Source organism: Pseudomonas mangiferae, assembly GCF_007109405.1.
GTDB classification, from domain to species: domain Bacteria; phylum Pseudomonadota; class Gammaproteobacteria; order Pseudomonadales; family Pseudomonadaceae; genus Pseudomonas_T; species Pseudomonas_T mangiferae.
Window position 1 is genome coordinate 1 of the sequence record NZ_VJOY01000025.1, and the last position, 15,926, is coordinate 15,926.

The window sequence follows — 15,926 nt, forward strand, 5'->3', positions numbered from 1 at the left end:
GGGCGGGCGCTGGAACATCACCCTGTTCCACTACCGCAACCACGGCGCCGCCGACGGCCGCGTGGTGGCCGCCCTGCAGGTCCCCGAGGACGAGCGCCACCTGCTGCCCGCCGCCCTCGAGCAGATCGGCTACCCCTACTGGGACGAGACCGACAACCCCGCCTACCGGCTGTTCCTGGGGTGAGGCCGGCATGACGACGCGCGCCCGGAGGCTCCCCTGAGCGGCCTGAACATCCTGTTGGTGGGCGCCCGCGGCTTCATCGGCAGCCATCTGTTGGACGCTCTGGTCACCGCCGGCCACCGGGTCTACGCCACCTCCCGGGACGGCCAGGGCCCGGCCCGGGGCGAGATGGACTGGCGGGCGCTGGACCTGGAACGGCTGGCGGACGACCCCGAAGCCTTCGACTGGCCGGAGCAGGTGGACCTGGTGATCAACGCCGCCGGCGTGCTTAGCACCGACGCAGCGCAGCTGGAGCGGGTCCAGGACCGCGGCCCGCGGGTGCTGTTCAAGCAGGCGGCGCTGCATGGCGCCGGCGTGCTGCAGATCTCCGCCCTGGGCGCCGGCAGCCAGGCCGAGGTGCCGTTCCTCGCCAGCAAGGCGGCGGCCGACGACTACCTGCTGGGCCTGGGGATTCCCGCCGTGGTACTGCGGCCGTCCCTGGTCATCGGCCCCGGCGGCGCCAGCAGCGGCTGGCTGGCGCGGCTCTCGGCCTGGCCCCTGGCGCCGGTGCTGGATCGCCAGGCGCGGACCCGCCCGCTGCACGTGGACGACCTGGCCGGTGCGGTGCTGGCGCTGCTGCGCCGCTGGCCGGAGCCGGGGGTGCTGCCCCTGGTGGGGCCGGAATCCATGACCCAGGGCGAACTGCTGGATCGCCTGCGCGCGGCCCAGGGCTGGTCCCGCGGGCGCTACCTGCAGGTGCCGCGGCCGCTGGCGGCCCTGGGCGCGCGGCTCGGCGAGCGCTTCGGCTGGCGCGCCCTGAACACCCAACTGCTGCACATGGCCCGCACCGACAACCTGGCCTCGGCGGAACCCCTGAGCGCCGTCTGCGGCTACCGCGCGGCGAGCCTGTCCGCGCGCCTGCGCCACTGGCCCCCGGCGGCGGCCAGCATCGCCGCCTGCTGGCGGCCGCTGCTGCTGGGCAGCCTGCTGGCGGTCTGGGTCGGCACCGCGCTGGTCTGCCTGGGCCCCGGCCGCGAGGCCGGCGTCGCCCTGCTCACCGGCGTGGGCGTCGCGCCGGGCACCGCCCTCGGCCTGGTGCTGGCCGGCGCGCTGCTGGACGGCGCCCTCGGCCTCGGCCTGCTGTGGCGTCGGTGGCGGCGCCCGGTGCTGCTGGCGCAGATGGCGGTGATGGTCGGCTACACCGCGGCCATCACCTGGCTGCTGCCCCACGCCTGGAACGATCCGTTCATGGCGGTGGGCAAGAACCTCGTGCTGCTGGCCGCCAGCGGCTTCGCCCGCGCGCTGGAACCCCACGGACGGAAGGCCCCATGACCAGTGTCTACCTGCTGCTGAAAACCCTGCACATTCTTTCGGCGACCCTGCTGTTCGGCACCGGCCTGGGCTCGGCCTACTACGCCCTGCGCGCCTGGCGCTGCGGCAACCTGCAGGTGATCGCCACCACCTTCCGCCACCTGGTCACCGCCGACTGGCTGTTTATCGCCACCACCGCGGTGTTCCAGCCCCTGAGCGGCCTCGGCCTGGCCAAGGTGGCCGGCTGGCCGCTGAACCAGTGGTGGCTGCTGTGGAGCGTCGGCCTCTATGTGTTCGCCGGCCTCTGCTGGCTGCCGGTGGTGTGGCTGCAGATCCGCGTGCGGGACATGGCCGAGGCCGCCCTGCGGGACGGCACGCCCATCGCGCCCCTGGCCCGCCGCTACATGGCGATCTGGTTCACCCTCGGCTGGCCGGCGTTCATCGCCTTCCTCGCGATCTTCTTCCTGATGGTGGCCAAGCCGCTGTGAGGCCGGCCCCTCGCTGGCGTGGCCTCGCGGGGCGCATCCTCGCGGGGCGCATCCTCAGCGCAGGGAGATGATCGGCCAGCCGCGTCGCTCGGCCTCGGCGCGCAGGGTCGGGTCGGGGTCCACCGCCACCGGGCGGGTCACTTGCTCCAGCAGCGGCAGGTCGTTCATCGAGTCGCTATAGAAGCTGCTGTCGCTCAAGTCCAGCTGGTTTTCCGCCAGCCAGCGCGCCAGGCGTGTGACCTTGCCCTCGCGGAAGCACGGCACGTCGGTGGTGCGGCCGGTGTAGCGGCCGTCGGCCATCTCGCACTCGGTGGCCAGCAGCGTCTCCACCCCCAGGCGGCGGGCGATGGGCTCGGTGACGAAGCGGTTGGTGGCGGTGATGATCACCACCCGCTCGCCGGCGTCGCGGTGGCGGGCCAGCAGTTCCACGCCCTTCTCCAGGATGATCGGCTCGATGCACTCGGCCATGAACTCGGCGTGCCAGCGCTGCAACTGCTCCATCTCGGTGCGGCCGAGGATCTCCAGGCTGAAGTTCAGGTAGTCGGCGATGTCCAGGCGGCCGGCCAGGTAGTCCTGGTAGAAGGCGTCGTTGCGGGCCTTGTAGGCGACCCCGTCGAGGATGCCGCGGGCGCACAGCCAGTCGCCCCAGGCGTGGTCGCTGTCGCCGCCGAGCAGGGTGTTGTCGAGATCGAAGAGAGCCAGGCGCACGGGGTTACCTCACTGCCGGAAGAGAGCCCGGCAGCATAAAGCCCCGCCGCCGATCCGGCCACCGCGGCGGCCGCCTCCGCGGGCCCCTCATCGCTGGTGCGCGGGCCTGCTTCCGACGGCGCGCGGTTTTGTGGAACAATGCGGAGACATGCGTTTGCGAGGTTGTCGCCGTGATCGATTCCGATGGTTTTCGCCCCAATGTCGGCATCATTCTCGCCAATGAGGTCGGCCAGGTCATGTGGGCCCGCCGTATCAACCAGGATGCCTGGCAGTTCCCCCAGGGCGGCATCAACCCGCGGGAGACGCCGGAGGAAGCGCTGTACCGGGAGTTGAACGAAGAAGTCGGCCTGGAACAGCAGGATGTGAAAATTCTCGCGTGCACCCGGGGCTGGTTGCGTTATCGTCTGCCGCAACGTCTGGTACGTACCCACAGCCAGCCGCTGTGCATCGGGCAGAAGCAGAAGTGGTTCCTGCTGCGCCTGCAGTCCGCCGAGGACCGGGTGCGCATGGACGTCACCGGCAAGCCCGAATTCGACGGCTGGCGCTGGGTCAGCTACTGGTATCCTCTCGGCCAGGTGGTGACCTTCAAGCGTGAAGTCTACCGCCGGGCTCTCAAGGAACTCGCTCCGCGCCTGCTGGCGCACGACTGACGGGGTCAGCATGCTCAACACGCTGCGCAAGATCGTCCAGGAAGTGAACGCCGCCAAGGACCTCAAGGCGGCGTTGACGATCATCGTGCAGCGGGTGCGGGAGTCCATGGGCAGCCAGGTCTGCTCGGTCTACCTGCTGGACCCGGAGAGCAACCGCTTCGTGCTGATGGCCACCGAGGGCCTGAACAAGCGCTCCATCGGCAAGGTCAGCATGGCCCCCAACGAAGGCCTGGTGGGCCTGGTGGGTTCCCGGGAGGAGCCCCTGAATCTGGAAGACGCCGCCAGCCACCCCCGCTACCGCTACTTCGCCGAGACCGGCGAGGAACGCTACGCCTCCTTCCTCGGCGCGCCGATCATCCACCACCGGCGGGTGATGGGCGTGCTGGTGGTGCAACAGAAGGAGCGCCGCCAGTTCGACGAGGGCGAGGAAGCCTTCCTGGTCACCATGAGCGCCCAGCTCGCCGGGGTCATCGCCCATGCCGAGGCCACCGGCTCGATCCGCGGCCTGGGCAAGCTGGGCAAGGGCATCCAGGAAACCAAATTCGTTGGCGTGCCGGGCGCCCCTGGGGCCGCCGTCGGCAAGGCCGTGGTGGTGCTGCCGCCGGCCGACCTGGAGGTGGTGCCGGACCGCGGGGTGGACGACATCGAGGCCGAGGTGGCGCGCTTCCGCCAGGCGCTGGAAGCGGTGCGCACCGACATGCGCGACCTCTCCAGCCGCCTCGCCAGCCAGTTACGCCCGGAAGAGCGGGCGCTGTTCGACGTCTACCTGATGATGCTGGACGACGACTCCATCGGCCTGGAGGTCAAGCGGGTGATCCGTAGCGGCCAGTGGGCCCAGGGCGCCCTGCGCCAGGTGGTGATGGAGCACGTCAAGCGCTTCGAACTGATGGACGACGCCTACCTGCGCGAGCGCGCCTCGGACGTCAAGGATTTGGGCCGGCGCCTGCTCGCTTACCTGCAGGAAGAACGCAAGCAGAACCTGGTGTACCAGGACAACACCATCCTGGTCAGCGAGGAGCTGTCGCCGGCGATGCTCGGCGAAGTGCCGGAAGGCAAGCTGGTGGGCCTGGTATCGGTGCTGGGCTCGGGCAACTCCCACGTGGCGATCCTCGCCCGCGCCATGGGCATCCCCACGGTGATGGGCGTGGTGGACCTGCCGTATTCCAAGGTGGACGGCATCGACCTGATCGTCGACGGCTACCACGGCGAGGTGTTCACCAACCCCAGCGAGGTGCTGCGCAAGCAGTACGCCGAGGTGGTGGAGGAGGAGCGCCAGCTGTCCCAGGGGCTCAACGCCCTGCGCGCGCTGCCCTGCGAGACCCTGGACGGCCACCGCATGCCGCTGTGGGTCAACACCGGCCTGCTGGCGGACGTCACCCGCGCCCAGGAGCGCGGCGCCGAGGGGGTCGGGCTGTACCGCACGGAAGTGCCGTTCATGATCAACGAGCGCTTCCCCAGCGAGAAGGAACAGCTGTCCATCTACCGTGAGCAACTGGCGGCCTTCCACCCGCTGCCGGTGACCATGCGCACCCTGGACATCGGCGGTGACAAGTCGCTGTCCTACTTCCCCATCAAGGAAGACAACCCGTTCCTTGGCTGGCGCGGCATCCGCGTCACCCTCGACCACCCGGAGATTTTCCTGGTGCAGGTGCGGGCGATGCTCAAGGCCAGCGAGGGCCTGAACAACCTGCGCATCCTGCTGCCGATGATTTCCGGCGTGCAGGAGCTGGAAGAGTCCCTGCACCTGATCCACCGCGCCTGGGGCGAGGTGCGCGACGAGGGCGTGGACATCCCCATGCCGCCGGTGGGGGTGATGATCGAGATCCCCGCGGCGGTCTACCAGACCCGTGAGCTGGCGCGCCAGGTGGACTTCGTCTCGGTGGGCTCCAACGACCTGACCCAGTACCTGCTGGCGGTGGACCGCAACAACCCGCGGGTGGCCGACCTCTACGACTACCTGCACCCGGCGGTGCTGCAGGCTCTGAAGCGGGTGGTGGAAGACGCCCATGCCGAAGGCAAGCCGGCGAGCATCTGCGGCGAGATGGCCGGCGATCCGGCGGCGGCGGTGCTGCTGCTGGCGATGGGCTTCGACAGCCTGTCGATGAACGCCACCAACCTGCCCAAGGTGAAGTGGCTGCTGCGGCAGATCAGCCTGGCCAAGGCCAAGGAACTGTTGGATCAACTGCTGCGGATCGACAGCCCGCAGGTCATCGAGAGCGCCCTGACCCTGGCCCTGCGCAACCTCGGGCTGGGCCGGGTGATCAACCCGGCCGCCACCATCCAGGCCTGACGCGCGCCGCTCCTGGGCACGTTCGGTTTCTTCGGGATCGTATCGGGAGAGCCCCGCGCCCACGGCGCGGGGCAGGGCGTCACGGGTTCAGCCGCACTTCGCCGATCAGCGCCCCGAAGGGGCCGTAGCTGCGCTCGACCATTTCCCGGCTGCCGTCGGCGTTGACGATCAGCGCGGTGCTGGCGCGGGTGCCATAGGCGCGGGAGGCGATGAAGATGCTCGACAGCAGGCGTTCGGCGCTGTCGCCGATGCCGGTGTCCGGCAGCAGGCTTTCCGCGGCCTGCTCGGAGTCGTGGAGCAGGGCCAGCAGTTGCTCCGCGTCCGGCGCCCCGAGGGTACGTTCCAGGGCTGCCTTGCCGCGCACCGACTTCGGCCAGGGCGTGTCCAGGTCGGCGTTGGACAGGGCGTAGAGGCCCTCCGGCAGCAGCCGCGGCTGGCCTTCCCGGGAGCTGAAGAACCACAGCGACTCGGTATCGCCCAGCAGGACGTTGAAGCCGGAATACTGGTTGGCGCGGTTGGTCAGTTCGTCGAGGAAGGCGGCCACCGGACGGTCGTCGCCGAGGAATTGCACCAGCAGCTCGCCCCGGGAGCGCCCGAACGGCGGCTGGCGCGGGTCGCGGATGTTGGTCAGTGCGGCGAAGCGCCCGTCGCGCCCGACCCCCAGCCAGGTGCCGCCGGCGAGCTGGTCGCGCCCGGCGCAGAGCCCAGGCACGTCGTCCCAGGTGTGCAGCGGCAGGGTGGGGCGGTCGTAGAACTCGTCACGGTTGGCGGCCATCACCAGGGGATGGGCCTGGCCGGGACGCCAGGCGAGGAGAATCAGGCACATAGGACTTCCTTGAAATATGCGACAGCCGACAGGCTATGAGTTTGCCGCATAAGTCACAAGCCATTCGCTATAAGCCGGACCGCCCATGCTTCCGATTGGCCACTATTGTCCCCTCGGCGCATCCGTCCGGCGTGCCGCCGGCATGCTGGGGTCGCGCCGGCAATTCGGCTACCATGCCGGTTTGCTTCGCGGGGGACCGTCGATGGAATTCCTGCTCTACCTCGTGCTCGGCGCCTGCGCCGGCGTACTGGCCGGCATGTTCGGCGTCGGCGGCGGCCTGATCATCGTCCCGGTGCTGGTGTACAGCTTCACCGCCCACGGCTTCGACCCGCAGATTCTCACCCACCTGGCGGTGGGCACGTCCCTCGCCACCATCGTCTTCACCTCCATCAACTCGGTGCTGGCCCACCACCGCAAGGGCGCGGTGCGCTGGCCCATCGTCGCCTGGATGACCGGCGGCATCCTGGTGGGCGCCTGGCTCGGCGGGATGACCGCGGCCACCATCCAGGGCCCGATGCTGCAGAAGATCATCGGCGTGTTCGCCATCCTGGTGTCGATCCAGATGGCCTTGGACCTCAAGCCCAAGGCCAGCCGCGCGGTTCCCGGCAAGGCCGGGTTGAGCATCGCCGGCGGGGTGATCGGCTGGGCCTCGGCGATCTTCGGCATCGGCGGCGGTTCGCTGACCGTGCCGTTCCTCACCTGGCGCAGCGTGCCGATCCAGCAGGCGGTGGCCACCTCCGCCGCCTGCGGCCTGCCCATCGCGGTGTCCAGCGCCATCAGCTTCATGGTCCTGGGCCGCCACGAGGCCAACCTGCCGCCGTGGAGCATCGGCTTCGTGTACCTGCCCGCGCTGGCCGGCATCGCCCTGACCAGCATGGTCTTCGCCCGCTTCGGCGCGCGCCTGGCGCATTCCCTGCCGCCGCGGGTGCTCAAGCGCCTGTTCGCCCTGCTGCTGTTCAGCGTGGGCCTGAGTTTTCTCGTTTAAGGAGTCATGATGCTGGCTTATCCGAAGATCGACCCGGTGGCGCTCAGCCTGGGTCCGCTGAAAATCCACTGGTACGGGCTGATGTACCTGATCGGCATCGGCGGCGCCTGGTGGCTGGCGACGCGCCGGCTGCAGCGCTTCGACCCCACCTGGACCCGGGAAAAGCTCTCCGACCTGGTGTTCTGGGTGGCCATGGGGGTGATCGTCGGCGGGCGCCTGGGCTACGTGCTGTTCTACGACCTGCCGGCATACCTAGCCAACCCGCTGCTGATTCTGGAGGTCTGGAAGGGCGGCATGTCGTTCCACGGCGGGCTGGTGGGCGTGATGCTGGCCACCTGGTGGTTCGGCCGGCGCAACGGCAAGAGCTTCTTCGAGCTGATGGACTTCATCGCCCCGCTGGTGCCCATCGGTCTGGGGGCCGGGCGCATCGGCAACTTCATCAACGCCGAGCTGTGGGGCAAGCCCACCGACGTGCCCTGGGCCATGGTCTTCCCGCCCTACAGCGACCCGGCGCAGCTGCCGCGCCACCCGTCCCAGCTCTACCAGTTCGCCCTGGAAGGCGTGGCGCTGTTCCTGATCCTCTGGTTCTACTCGCGCAAGCCGCGGCCGACCATGGCGGTGTCCGGCATGTTCGCCCTGTGCTACGGGCTGTTCCGCTTCATCGTCGAGTTCGTCCGGGTGCCGGACGCCCAGCTCGGCTACCTGGCGTTCGGCTGGCTGACCATGGGCCAGGTGCTCTGCGTGCCGATGATCCTCGGCGGCCTGCTGCTGATCGCCCTGGCCTACCGCCACCGCGCGCCGCGGCCCAGCGTCGCCTGATGCCTCGGCCGGTCGCGTGGGGCGCACGCGACCGGCCGGCCGTTCCCCGTCTTCCCCGCGCGCCGACCCCGCGCCTCCGAGTGTGAAATGAAACAGTACCTCGACCTGATGCGCCACGTGCGCGAGCACGGCACCTTCAAGAGCGACCGCACCGGCACCGGCACCTACAGCGTGTTCGGCTACCAGATGCGCTTCGACCTGGCCGATGGCTTCCCCCTGGTGACCACCAAGAAGTGCCACCTGAAATCTATCGTCCACGAGCTGCTGTGGTTCCTGAAGGGCGAGACCAACATCCGCTACCTGAAGGAAAACGGCGTCTCCATCTGGGACGAGTGGGCCGACGAGCATGGCGAGCTGGGCCCGGTGTACGGCTACCAGTGGCGCTCCTGGCCGGCGCCCAATGGCGAGTCCATCGACCAGATCGCGAAGCTGATCGAGATGATCAAGAAGAACCCGGACTCGCGCCGGCTGATCGTCTCGGCCTGGAACCCGGCCCTGGTGGACCAGATGGCCCTGCCGCCCTGCCACGCGCTGTTCCAGTTCTACGTGGCGGACGGCAAGCTCAGCTGCCAGCTCTATCAGCGTTCGGCGGACATCTTCCTCGGGGTGCCCTTCAACATCGCCAGCTACGCCCTGCTGACCCTGATGGTGGCCCAGGTCTGCGACCTGCAGCCCGGCGAGTTCATCTGGACCGGCGGCGACTGCCACCTGTACGCCAACCACCTCGAACAGGCCGACCTGCAGCTGTCCCGCGCGCCGCTGCCGCTGCCCACCCTCACCCTCAACCCCGCGGTGAAGGACCTGTTCGCCTTCCGCTTCGAGGACATCGAGCTGCTGGGCTACGAGGCCCATCCCCACATCAAGGCACCGGTGGCGGTCTGACCGCCCCGGTCACCCGGCCTCCCGCCCGCTGGGCCTAGCCCGCCAGGCACTCGGCCAGGTAGTCGATCAACACCCGCAGCTTCGGTGGCAACTGCCGGCCCGGCAGCCACAGCAGCCACGCGGCGCCCTGGTAGGAGCCGCGGTAGCGCCAGTCCGGCAGCACCTCCACCAGCCGGCCCGCGGCCAGGGCCGCGGCGGCGGTGAAGTGGGGCAGGCAGGTCAGGCCGATGCCCTCCTCGGCCAGCAACAGCCGCGCCTCGCTGTGGTTGCTGGCGTAGCGCCCCGACACCTCCACGCCCACCAGCTCATCGCCGCGGCTGAAATGCCAGCGGTGGTCGTCGGCCCGTTCGTCCAGGGCCAGGCAGCTGTGCTGCGCCAGCTCCCGGGGGTGGCGAGGCGTGCCGGCCCGGGTGAGGTACGCGGGGCTGGCGCAGAGCAACTGGCGGACCGGTAGCAGCGGGCGGCCGGCGAGGCCCGGCGGTGGCGCCTCGGTCACCTGCAGGCAGAGGTCGAAGCCGTCCTCCACCAGGTTCGGGGCCCGGTCGTCCAGGCGCAGCTTCAGGTCCACCTGGGGGTAGCGTTGCAGGAACGCCGGCACCAGCGGGTTGATCACGAAGCGCCCCAGGGCCTTCGGCACGCTCATGCGCACCGTGCCGCAGGGCGTGCCCTGCAGGTGCTCGCCGATGTCCTGGGCGGCACGGGCCGCCTCCAGCATGCGCCGGCCGTGGCCGACGATCTCCTCGCCGGCCTGGGTCAGGCGCAGGCGGCGGGTGGTGCGTTCGAACAGGCGCACCTGCAGCTGCCGCTCTAGGCGCGCCACCTGCCGGCTCACCGCCGAGGCGGTGCCCCCGGCCTGGCGGGCGGCGGCGGAGAAGCTGCCGGCATCCACCACCCGCACCAGGGTGGCCAACAGCGGCAGCAGGGCCAGGGGTGGATTCGTGCTCATGGGGAACAACTCCTGTGCGGTCAGAGCGGATTATCGCGACTGTGGGAATCAATCGACAATCCCGTCGACGCCGCCTTGCGCGGCCTTGAGGCGGAGTGACGCGATGACGACGAGGTGGAAGGCCGACCTGGCGCTGCTGACGGTAGCGGCGATCTGGGGCAGCAGCTACGGGGTGGCCAAGCAGGCGGTGACCTTCTACCCGGTGCTGGGCTTCCTGGCGGTGCGCTTCGGCCTGACCTTCCTGCTGCTGGTGCCGTACCTGCGGGGCGAGGGGCGCCAGGCCTGGCGCGCCGGCCTGCCCACCGGCGGCCTGCTGCTGGCGATCTTCCTCTGCGAGACCACCGGGGTGTCGCTTACCTCCGCCAGCAACGCGGCCTTCCTCATCAACCTCTGCGTGCTGTTCGCGCCGTTCGGCGAGTGGTGGCTGCTGGGTCAGCGGCCGGGCCCGGCGATCCTCCTGGCCTGCGTGCTGTCCCTGGCCGGGGTCTGGCTGCTCACCGGCGGGCTGGCGGCGCGCCTGGGCCTGGGCGATGCGCTGATGCTGGCGGCCGCGCTGCTGCGGGCCCTGCAGGTGGTGGTGAACCGCCGCTTCAACGCGCGCCGGCCGGTCCCGGCCCTGGCCCTGACGGCGGTGCAGAGCGGGACGATCACCGCCGGCTGCCTGCTGCTGGCCGGGTTCTCGCCAGGCCCCTGGCCGCCGTTGCCCACGGCGCCGGCGTTCTGGGGCGGGACCCTCTACCTGGTGGCGTTCGCCACCCTGTTCGCCTTCTTCGTGCAGAACCATGCCCTGCGCCAGGCCAGCGCCAGCCGGGTGAGCCTGCTGATGGGCAGCGAGCCGCTGTTCGGCGCGCTGTTCGCGGCGTTCTGGCTGGGCGAGCGGCTGGGCCCCGAGGCCTGGCTCGGGGGCGCGCTGATCGTCGCGGCGACGGCCTGGGCGAGCCTGCTCAGGCGCTGAGGCAGGCGGTCAGCGGGAGGTCGGCCACGGCACCGGTGGCCACCACCGGCTCAGGGCGCCGGCCCGCCGGGCGGTACGTCCTTCCGGGCGAGATCGCGGGCGTAGCGCTGCACGATCACCAGCAGCACCAGCCCGAACAGCACGAAGCCACCGCCGGCGACCGTGCCGAAGTTGAGCAGGGTCCTGCCGTCCGAGGCGAAGATCATGAAGGCGGCGCCCATCACCATGACGAAGGCGGGCAGGAAGAAGCGGTTGCGGGTCTGGCTGCGCAGCACGGTGTCCGTCTGCTGCAGTTGCCGGTGCAGGGTGTGGGCCTTCTGCTCGCAGGCGCCGTGGCAGGTGATGGCGTGGCCGAGGTCCACCAGACAGGCCGGGCACAGGCCCTTGGAGCAGCCGCGGCACAGGCCGACGGCCTCGGTATCGCGGTGAACGAAACAGCGCATGGTGGCGCTCCTCAGGGGGCGGGGGTGACTGTACGGGCCAGGCGTTCCACCTGCTCCAGGCGCACGACCTGCTCCAGGTGGGCGCCGGGGTTCAGGGACGACCAGTCCGGGCGTGCCCGGGCGATCCGCAGCGGTTCCGGTAGCGTGCCCTTGCGCCAGCGCTCGTCCTCGGGCGCGGCCAGCCGGATCGCTTCCTGGGCCGCGTGGCCGCGCTGCTCCAGGGCCTGCAGCAACTGCTGCTGACGCAGCGCCAGCAAGCGTAGCACGGCGTCGTCCACGGTCAGTTCGCGACGCCCCTTGAGCTTGCCCAGGAGGCGCCCGCCGTAGTGGCGGGCGGTCTGCGCGCCGCCGCCGGCCAGGGCGCCTACCAGGGTCGCGGCGCCCAGGGTCAGGCCGCCCACCAGCAGGTCGAGCCCGGCCCCGGCGGCGGCGCCCGCCGCCAGGCCGCCGCCCACCTGCAGGCCCAGGCGGCGCAGGGTTTCCGGGTTGAACAGGTCGTCGCTCCAGCGGCCATCCAGCAGCGGCAGGTCGTCGGCGTGGGCGTCGTCGCGGCGGAATGCGTACAGCCGCAGCAGGGCCTCGACGCAGCGCTGCTCGCGCTGGCGCACCGCCTGGCGCAGTTCGCCCAGTGCGGCCTGCTCTTGGGTCGCCTCGGCCGGCACTTGGCGGCGGCAGGCCGCGGCATCCAGCAGCAGGTCGGCGATCAGCCGCGCGCCGGCCTGGCGGCGTGCCTCGGCCTGGCGCTCATGGTCGGCCACCAGCCGCTCCAGGGCCGGCCGCGCCCGCTCCAGCAGCAGCGCCAGGCTCTCGTAGAGGCGCCGTTCGCCATCCTCCGGGGGCGCCACGCTGTCGAAGCGCACCAGGGCGTGCAGGCCGAGCCGCGCCAGGGCCTCGCGCCAGGCCGCTTCGCGCTGGGACGGGCCGGCGACGAAGTTCAGCACCGGCAGCAACGGCCGGCCGGCCATGGCCAGCACCGCCAGCTCGTCGCGGTACTTGGCCAGCACCGGCTCGCGGGCGTCGATCACGTAGAGGCCGGCGTCGGAGGCCAGCAGCTGGCGCAGCACCTTGGCTTCCTGCTCGAAGCGCTGGCGCGCCTCGCCGCTGTCGAGGAAGCGCGCCAGCCGGGTCGGCCCGTCCAGGCGTTCGCCGGGGCGCTCCAGGGTGTCCAGGTGGTCGCGCAGGGCGATGGCGTCCTCCAGGCCGGGTGTGTCGTACAGCTCCAGCAGCGCCTCGCCATTCACCGACAGCCGCGCGCCTTCCACGTGGCGGGTGGTGCTGGGCCGGTGGGAGACCTCGCCGAAGCCGGTGTCGCGGGTCAGGGTGCGCAGCAGCGAGGTCTTGCCGACGTTGGTATGGCCCACCACCGCCAGGGTCAGGGGTTCAGTCATCGCCGGTCTCCAGCCAGGGCAGGGGCGACGCCTGGTCGTGGGCCAGGCCCAGGGTATCCAGGGCGCGGCGCCAGTCGTCCAGGCGCGCCGGGTCGAGGGCCTCGCCAGGAGGCGCCGGCAGCAGCCAGACCCGGGTGGCGCCAGCGCAACGGGCCAGTTCCCCCAGCAGCGCCAGGGTGCCGCGGTCGGGGGACCGGCGCGGGTCGCAGGCGATGGCCAGGCGGCCCGGCGGGTGGCGGGTGAGCTGCTCCAGCAGGTGGCGGCGCTGGGCGCTGTCGTCCAGCACCCCGGCGTCGGCCACCGTGGCGGGCAGCGCCGGCGGCCAGGGGCGTTCGTCCAGTTCCACCGCCACCAGCAGGGCGCCCTGGCGACCGTCGGACGGCCCGCTAGCCGGGGGCGTGGGCAGGCTTTCCGGTGCCGGATCGCTCACCCCCAGGCGCTCGCTGGCGGGCATCAGCCGCTCCCCCAGCAGCACGTAGCCGGGGTCGCTCAGGTCCAGGGCCAGGCGCGCGACGCCGCGGCGCCAGCGCCAACCGCAGAAGGCCGCCAGCAGTAGCCGCGGCAGCACCCCGTAGACCGTCAGCACCCCCGCCAGCCAGCCGGCCCAGGCGTGCCGGGCGGCGTCCGCGGCGAGCATGCCGTCGCCGCTGGCGCGGACGGTGGCCGGGTCCGGCGAGGGAAAGCCCAGCCAGGCCGGCAGGTAGCCCAGCGCACGGGTCAGGCCGACGAAGGTGTCCGGCTGCAACAGGGTGGTTTCCCAGACGAAGCCGTAGCGCCGGGTGGCCAGCAGGGCCAGCAGCACCGCCAGGGCCGCCAGCAGGGCCAGCAGCCAGAGGCCGTGCACCAGCCAGCCCAGGCCCCAGCGGGCCAGGCGCCGACGCCCCAGCAGCACCAGCAGGGCCGGCGCCAGCTGGGCGCCGCGAGCCCCCCGTGCCAGCGCGCCGCTCAGCCACAGCCAGAGCCGGCCGAGGGCGCCGCTGGTCTCGCCCCCCAGGCACAGCCCCAGCCCCCAGCCCAGCAGGCTCACGAGGTTCAGCCCCAGCAGGCCGGCCAGGGCCCAGAACACGTTCACCGGCCGCTGGCCGTCGCCCAGGGCCGCCACCGCCAGCCCGGCGCCGCTGGCCAGGGCCACCAGCGCCAGCGCCAGCAGCGCCAGGGCCGCGCCCTGGTGGGCGCTGCGCTGGGCGTCCACCAGCCCTTCGCGGCCACCGATCCAGGCGGCGCGGGCGAGGATGCGTTGCTGCAGGTCGCCGCCGCCGGCGATGGCGCGGCGGCGGGCCTCGGCGTCTTCCAGCGGGCCGGCCTGTTCCTCCCGCAGGCGGATGGCCTCGGCCAGCCAGAAGGCATCGAGGGAAGCGGGAATCGTACGGCTCAAGGCACCTCCGGAGGGTCGGCAGCGGGGCAGGCCACGGGCGTCGCGCGGCAGCGGCCCACCATAGCAAACCCGAAGACGCTGCGCCGACGGCCGCAGGCGCGTATCATCGCGGCTTTTTTTTCGGCGGGTGTCCGTCGGCGCCGCTCGGCGCCAACGGCCCCGTGTCACCCCAGGCCGGTCCACCGGAGACGGCACCGGCCGTGCAATGCAAGGAGTAACCCCTCATGGCAGCGAGCCTGAAACCTTTCCTCATCCTGATGGGCTGGGCCGCCAGCGGCCTGGCCGCGGCGGACATCCACGACAGTGCCCTGGCGCAACGCTACGGGGCTGGCGCCGAGCGCTTCCGCGCCGAGGGCGGCGGGGGTGGCGAGCATCGCCCGGTGGAGAAGGCCCGCGCCCCGCGTTTCCACCTGCAGGACGAGGCGCCGCCGATCCAGCTGCGCTTCGGCAACGACGAGCCGGCGCCGGTGCACGATGCCATCGGCCTGGAACGCGCCCAGCAGCGCGACCGCCAGCACTGTCGGCACCTGCAGGCGGCCCTGGCGGAGCGGGGCGGGTTGCCCAATCAGCTGAACTGCGACTGACGACTCAGCGGCCTTCCCGCAGGCGGACCGCCAGGTCCGGCTGGTCGGTGAACACCCCGTCGACGCCGGCGGCGAGGAAGGCCTTCAGTTCGGCGCCCAGGTCGCCGCGTTCCTCCGGCCGCTCGCTGCTGCGCAGGCGGGCCGGGAGGAAGGCGTTCTCCGCGCGGAAGGTATAAGGGTGCACCCGCAGCCCGGCGCGGTGGGCGTCGGCCACGAAGCGGGTCGGCGCGCCCAAGTCGCCGGCGGCGTCCCGGGGGATCACGTAGCGCTTGTCCGGGCCTACCGCGTCGGCGTAGCGGGCCACCGCCGCGAGGCCGGCCGGGGTCGCCATCTGCGCATAGGTGAGGCCGCTGCCGGCCAGGACCTGGTCGTAGGGCTGGCCATCGCCGTAGAGCTGGACCAGGCGGAACGACGCGAGACGCGCCAGCGTCTTGAGGTTGTCCACTTCGAAGGACTGGAGGTACACCGGCGCCTGCCGCCCGCCGTAGCCGTTGCGCTGCAGGGTGCGTACCAGGGGCCGTTCCAGGCCCAGGCCGAGGTGCTGGAAGTGGCTCGGGTGCTTGGTCTCCAGGTACAGGCCGATGCGCCGGCCCTGGCTCAGCTCCAGGGACCGGGCCAGGTCGATGATCTCCTGCAGGGTCGGCACCGGGAAGGCGCCGTCCAGCCGTGCGTTGCCCGGGCGCACCTGGGGAATCCGCTCGATGGCCCGCAGGCGCTTGATCTCCGCCAGGGTGAAGTCCTCGCTGAACCAGCCCTCGATGGCCACCCCGTCCACCGTCTGGGTGCGCTTGCGCCCGGCGAATTCCGGGTGCTGCGCCACGTCGGTGGTGAGCCCCAGCTCGTTGTCGTGGCGGGCGATCAGCTGCCCGTCCCGGGTCATCACCAGGTCCGGCTCGATATAGTCCGCCCCCTGCAGCACCGCCAGGGCGTAGGACGCCAGCGTGTGCTCCGGCACGTAGCCGCTGGCGCCGCGGTGGCCGATCACCAGGGGCCGCGCCTCGGGCGCCCGCAGGGGCGTTGCGGGCTCGGCCGCGCAGGCCAGCAGCGGCAGGACCAGCAGGCCGGTGCAGAGCCGGCGGCAGAGGCGATACAGGGGGTGTCGAGGCATCGTTCCGG

16 protein-coding genes and 1 pseudogene are annotated in these 15,926 nt (G+C 71.6%); 10 read left to right on the forward strand and 7 right to left on the reverse strand.

The features are described 5' to 3' along the window. The 3 genes and pseudogenes from FM069_RS20410 to FM069_RS20420 form a co-directional block, all read left to right on the forward strand. Positions 1-184, forward strand: a pseudogene (locus FM069_RS20410) (threonine ammonia-lyase, biosynthetic); the annotation flags it as partial. Positions 185-226: 42 nt separating this feature from the next. Then, complete coding sequence (locus FM069_RS20415; RefSeq protein ID WP_143490249.1) at positions 227-1,492, forward strand: SDR family oxidoreductase; 1,266 nt, start codon at positions 227-229, stop codon at positions 1,490-1,492. Further along, positions 1,489-1,959 carry a DUF2269 family protein gene (locus FM069_RS20420; protein ID WP_143490250.1) on the forward strand — a complete coding sequence of 157 codons (471 nt, stop codon included), beginning with the start codon at positions 1,489-1,491 and terminating at the stop codon, positions 1,957-1,959. Before FM069_RS20415 ends, FM069_RS20420 begins: the two co-directional genes overlap by 4 nt. A 54-nt stretch (positions 1,960-2,013) precedes the next feature. Here the strand turns inward: FM069_RS20420 and FM069_RS20425 are convergent, their stop codons facing one another. Next, positions 2,014-2,667, reverse strand: coding sequence for a histidinol-phosphatase (locus FM069_RS20425; RefSeq protein WP_143490251.1), 654 nt, complete (start codon positions 2,665-2,667; stop codon positions 2,014-2,016). Between the two features lie 170 nt (positions 2,668-2,837). On the opposite strand from FM069_RS20425, the gene FM069_RS20430 reads away from it, so the two are divergent. Together FM069_RS20430 and ptsP are read left to right on the forward strand one after the other, a co-directional pair. Further along, positions 2,838-3,317: an RNA pyrophosphohydrolase gene (locus tag FM069_RS20430; RefSeq protein ID WP_143490252.1), complete on the forward strand. Its 480-nt coding sequence runs from the start codon at positions 2,838-2,840 to the stop codon at positions 3,315-3,317. A 10-nt stretch (positions 3,318-3,327) separates the two neighbouring features. After that, on the forward strand, positions 3,328-5,607 hold the full coding sequence (ptsP, locus tag FM069_RS20435; protein ID WP_143490253.1) for a phosphoenolpyruvate--protein phosphotransferase: 2,280 nt from the start codon (positions 3,328-3,330) through the stop codon (positions 5,605-5,607). A gap of 79 nt (positions 5,608-5,686) precedes the next feature. On the opposite strand, the gene FM069_RS20440 is transcribed toward ptsP, so the two are convergent. Then, the gene (locus tag FM069_RS20440; protein WP_143490254.1) at positions 5,687-6,433 is read right to left on the reverse strand and encodes an NRDE family protein; all 747 of its coding nucleotides are present in this window, start codon (positions 6,431-6,433) and stop codon (positions 5,687-5,689) included. Between the two features lie 202 nt (positions 6,434-6,635). On the opposite strand from FM069_RS20440, the gene FM069_RS20445 reads away from it, so the two are divergent. The 3 genes from FM069_RS20445 (at position 6,636) to FM069_RS20455 (ending at position 9,119) form a co-directional block, all read left to right on the forward strand. Beyond that, a complete protein-coding gene (locus tag FM069_RS20445; protein ID WP_143490255.1) occupies positions 6,636-7,418 on the forward strand; it encodes a sulfite exporter TauE/SafE family protein in 783 nt (260 codons plus the stop codon). A gap of 9 nt (positions 7,419-7,427) precedes the next feature. Further along, on the forward strand, positions 7,428-8,237 hold the full coding sequence (gene lgt / locus FM069_RS20450; RefSeq protein ID WP_143490256.1) for a prolipoprotein diacylglyceryl transferase: 810 nt from the start codon (positions 7,428-7,430) through the stop codon (positions 8,235-8,237). Between the two features lie 87 nt (positions 8,238-8,324). Then, positions 8,325-9,119, forward strand: coding sequence for a thymidylate synthase (locus tag FM069_RS20455; protein WP_143490257.1), 795 nt, complete (start codon positions 8,325-8,327; stop codon positions 9,117-9,119). A gap of 34 nt (positions 9,120-9,153) precedes the next feature. On the opposite strand, the gene FM069_RS20460 is transcribed toward FM069_RS20455, so the two are convergent. After that, entirely contained in the window at positions 9,154-10,065 is a 912-nt protein-coding gene (locus FM069_RS20460; protein ID WP_143490258.1) for a LysR family transcriptional regulator, read from the reverse strand. A gap of 103 nt (positions 10,066-10,168) precedes the next feature. Here FM069_RS20460 and FM069_RS20465 point away from each other — a divergent pair, with 103 nt between their 5' ends. Beyond that, on the forward strand, positions 10,169-11,020 hold the full coding sequence (locus FM069_RS20465; protein WP_143490259.1) for a DMT family transporter: 852 nt from the start codon (positions 10,169-10,171) through the stop codon (positions 11,018-11,020). A gap of 50 nt (positions 11,021-11,070) precedes the next feature. On the opposite strand, the gene FM069_RS20470 is transcribed toward FM069_RS20465, so the two are convergent. From FM069_RS20470 to FM069_RS20480, 3 genes are read right to left on the reverse strand one after another with little or no spacing between them, the layout of a single operon-like run. Beyond that, positions 11,071-11,463 carry a hypothetical protein gene (locus tag FM069_RS20470; protein ID WP_143490260.1) on the reverse strand — a complete coding sequence of 131 codons (393 nt, stop codon included), beginning with the start codon at positions 11,461-11,463 and terminating at the stop codon, positions 11,071-11,073. Between the two features lie 11 nt (positions 11,464-11,474). Then, positions 11,475-12,851 (reverse strand): DUF3482 domain-containing protein, encoded by a 1,377-nt coding sequence (locus FM069_RS20475; RefSeq protein ID WP_143490261.1) that lies wholly within the window; start codon positions 12,849-12,851, stop codon positions 11,475-11,477. After that, positions 12,844-14,226, reverse strand: a complete 1,383-nt coding sequence (locus tag FM069_RS20480; RefSeq protein ID WP_143490262.1) for a DUF2868 domain-containing protein — start codon at positions 14,224-14,226, stop codon at positions 12,844-12,846. The genes FM069_RS20475 and FM069_RS20480 overlap by 8 nt, the downstream gene beginning before the upstream one ends. 224 nt (positions 14,227-14,450) lie before the next feature. Between FM069_RS20480 and FM069_RS20485 the strand changes: the two genes are divergently transcribed. Beyond that, the gene (locus FM069_RS20485) at positions 14,451-14,810 is read left to right on the forward strand and encodes a hypothetical protein (RefSeq protein WP_143490263.1); all 360 of its coding nucleotides are present in this window, start codon (positions 14,451-14,453) and stop codon (positions 14,808-14,810) included. 4 nt (positions 14,811-14,814) lie between these two features. Here the strand turns inward: FM069_RS20485 and FM069_RS20490 are convergent, their stop codons facing one another. Continuing rightward, the gene (locus FM069_RS20490; RefSeq protein WP_143490264.1) at positions 14,815-15,918 is read right to left on the reverse strand and encodes a glycerophosphodiester phosphodiesterase; all 1,104 of its coding nucleotides are present in this window, start codon (positions 15,916-15,918) and stop codon (positions 14,815-14,817) included. Positions 15,919-15,926: the final 8 nt, after the last annotated feature.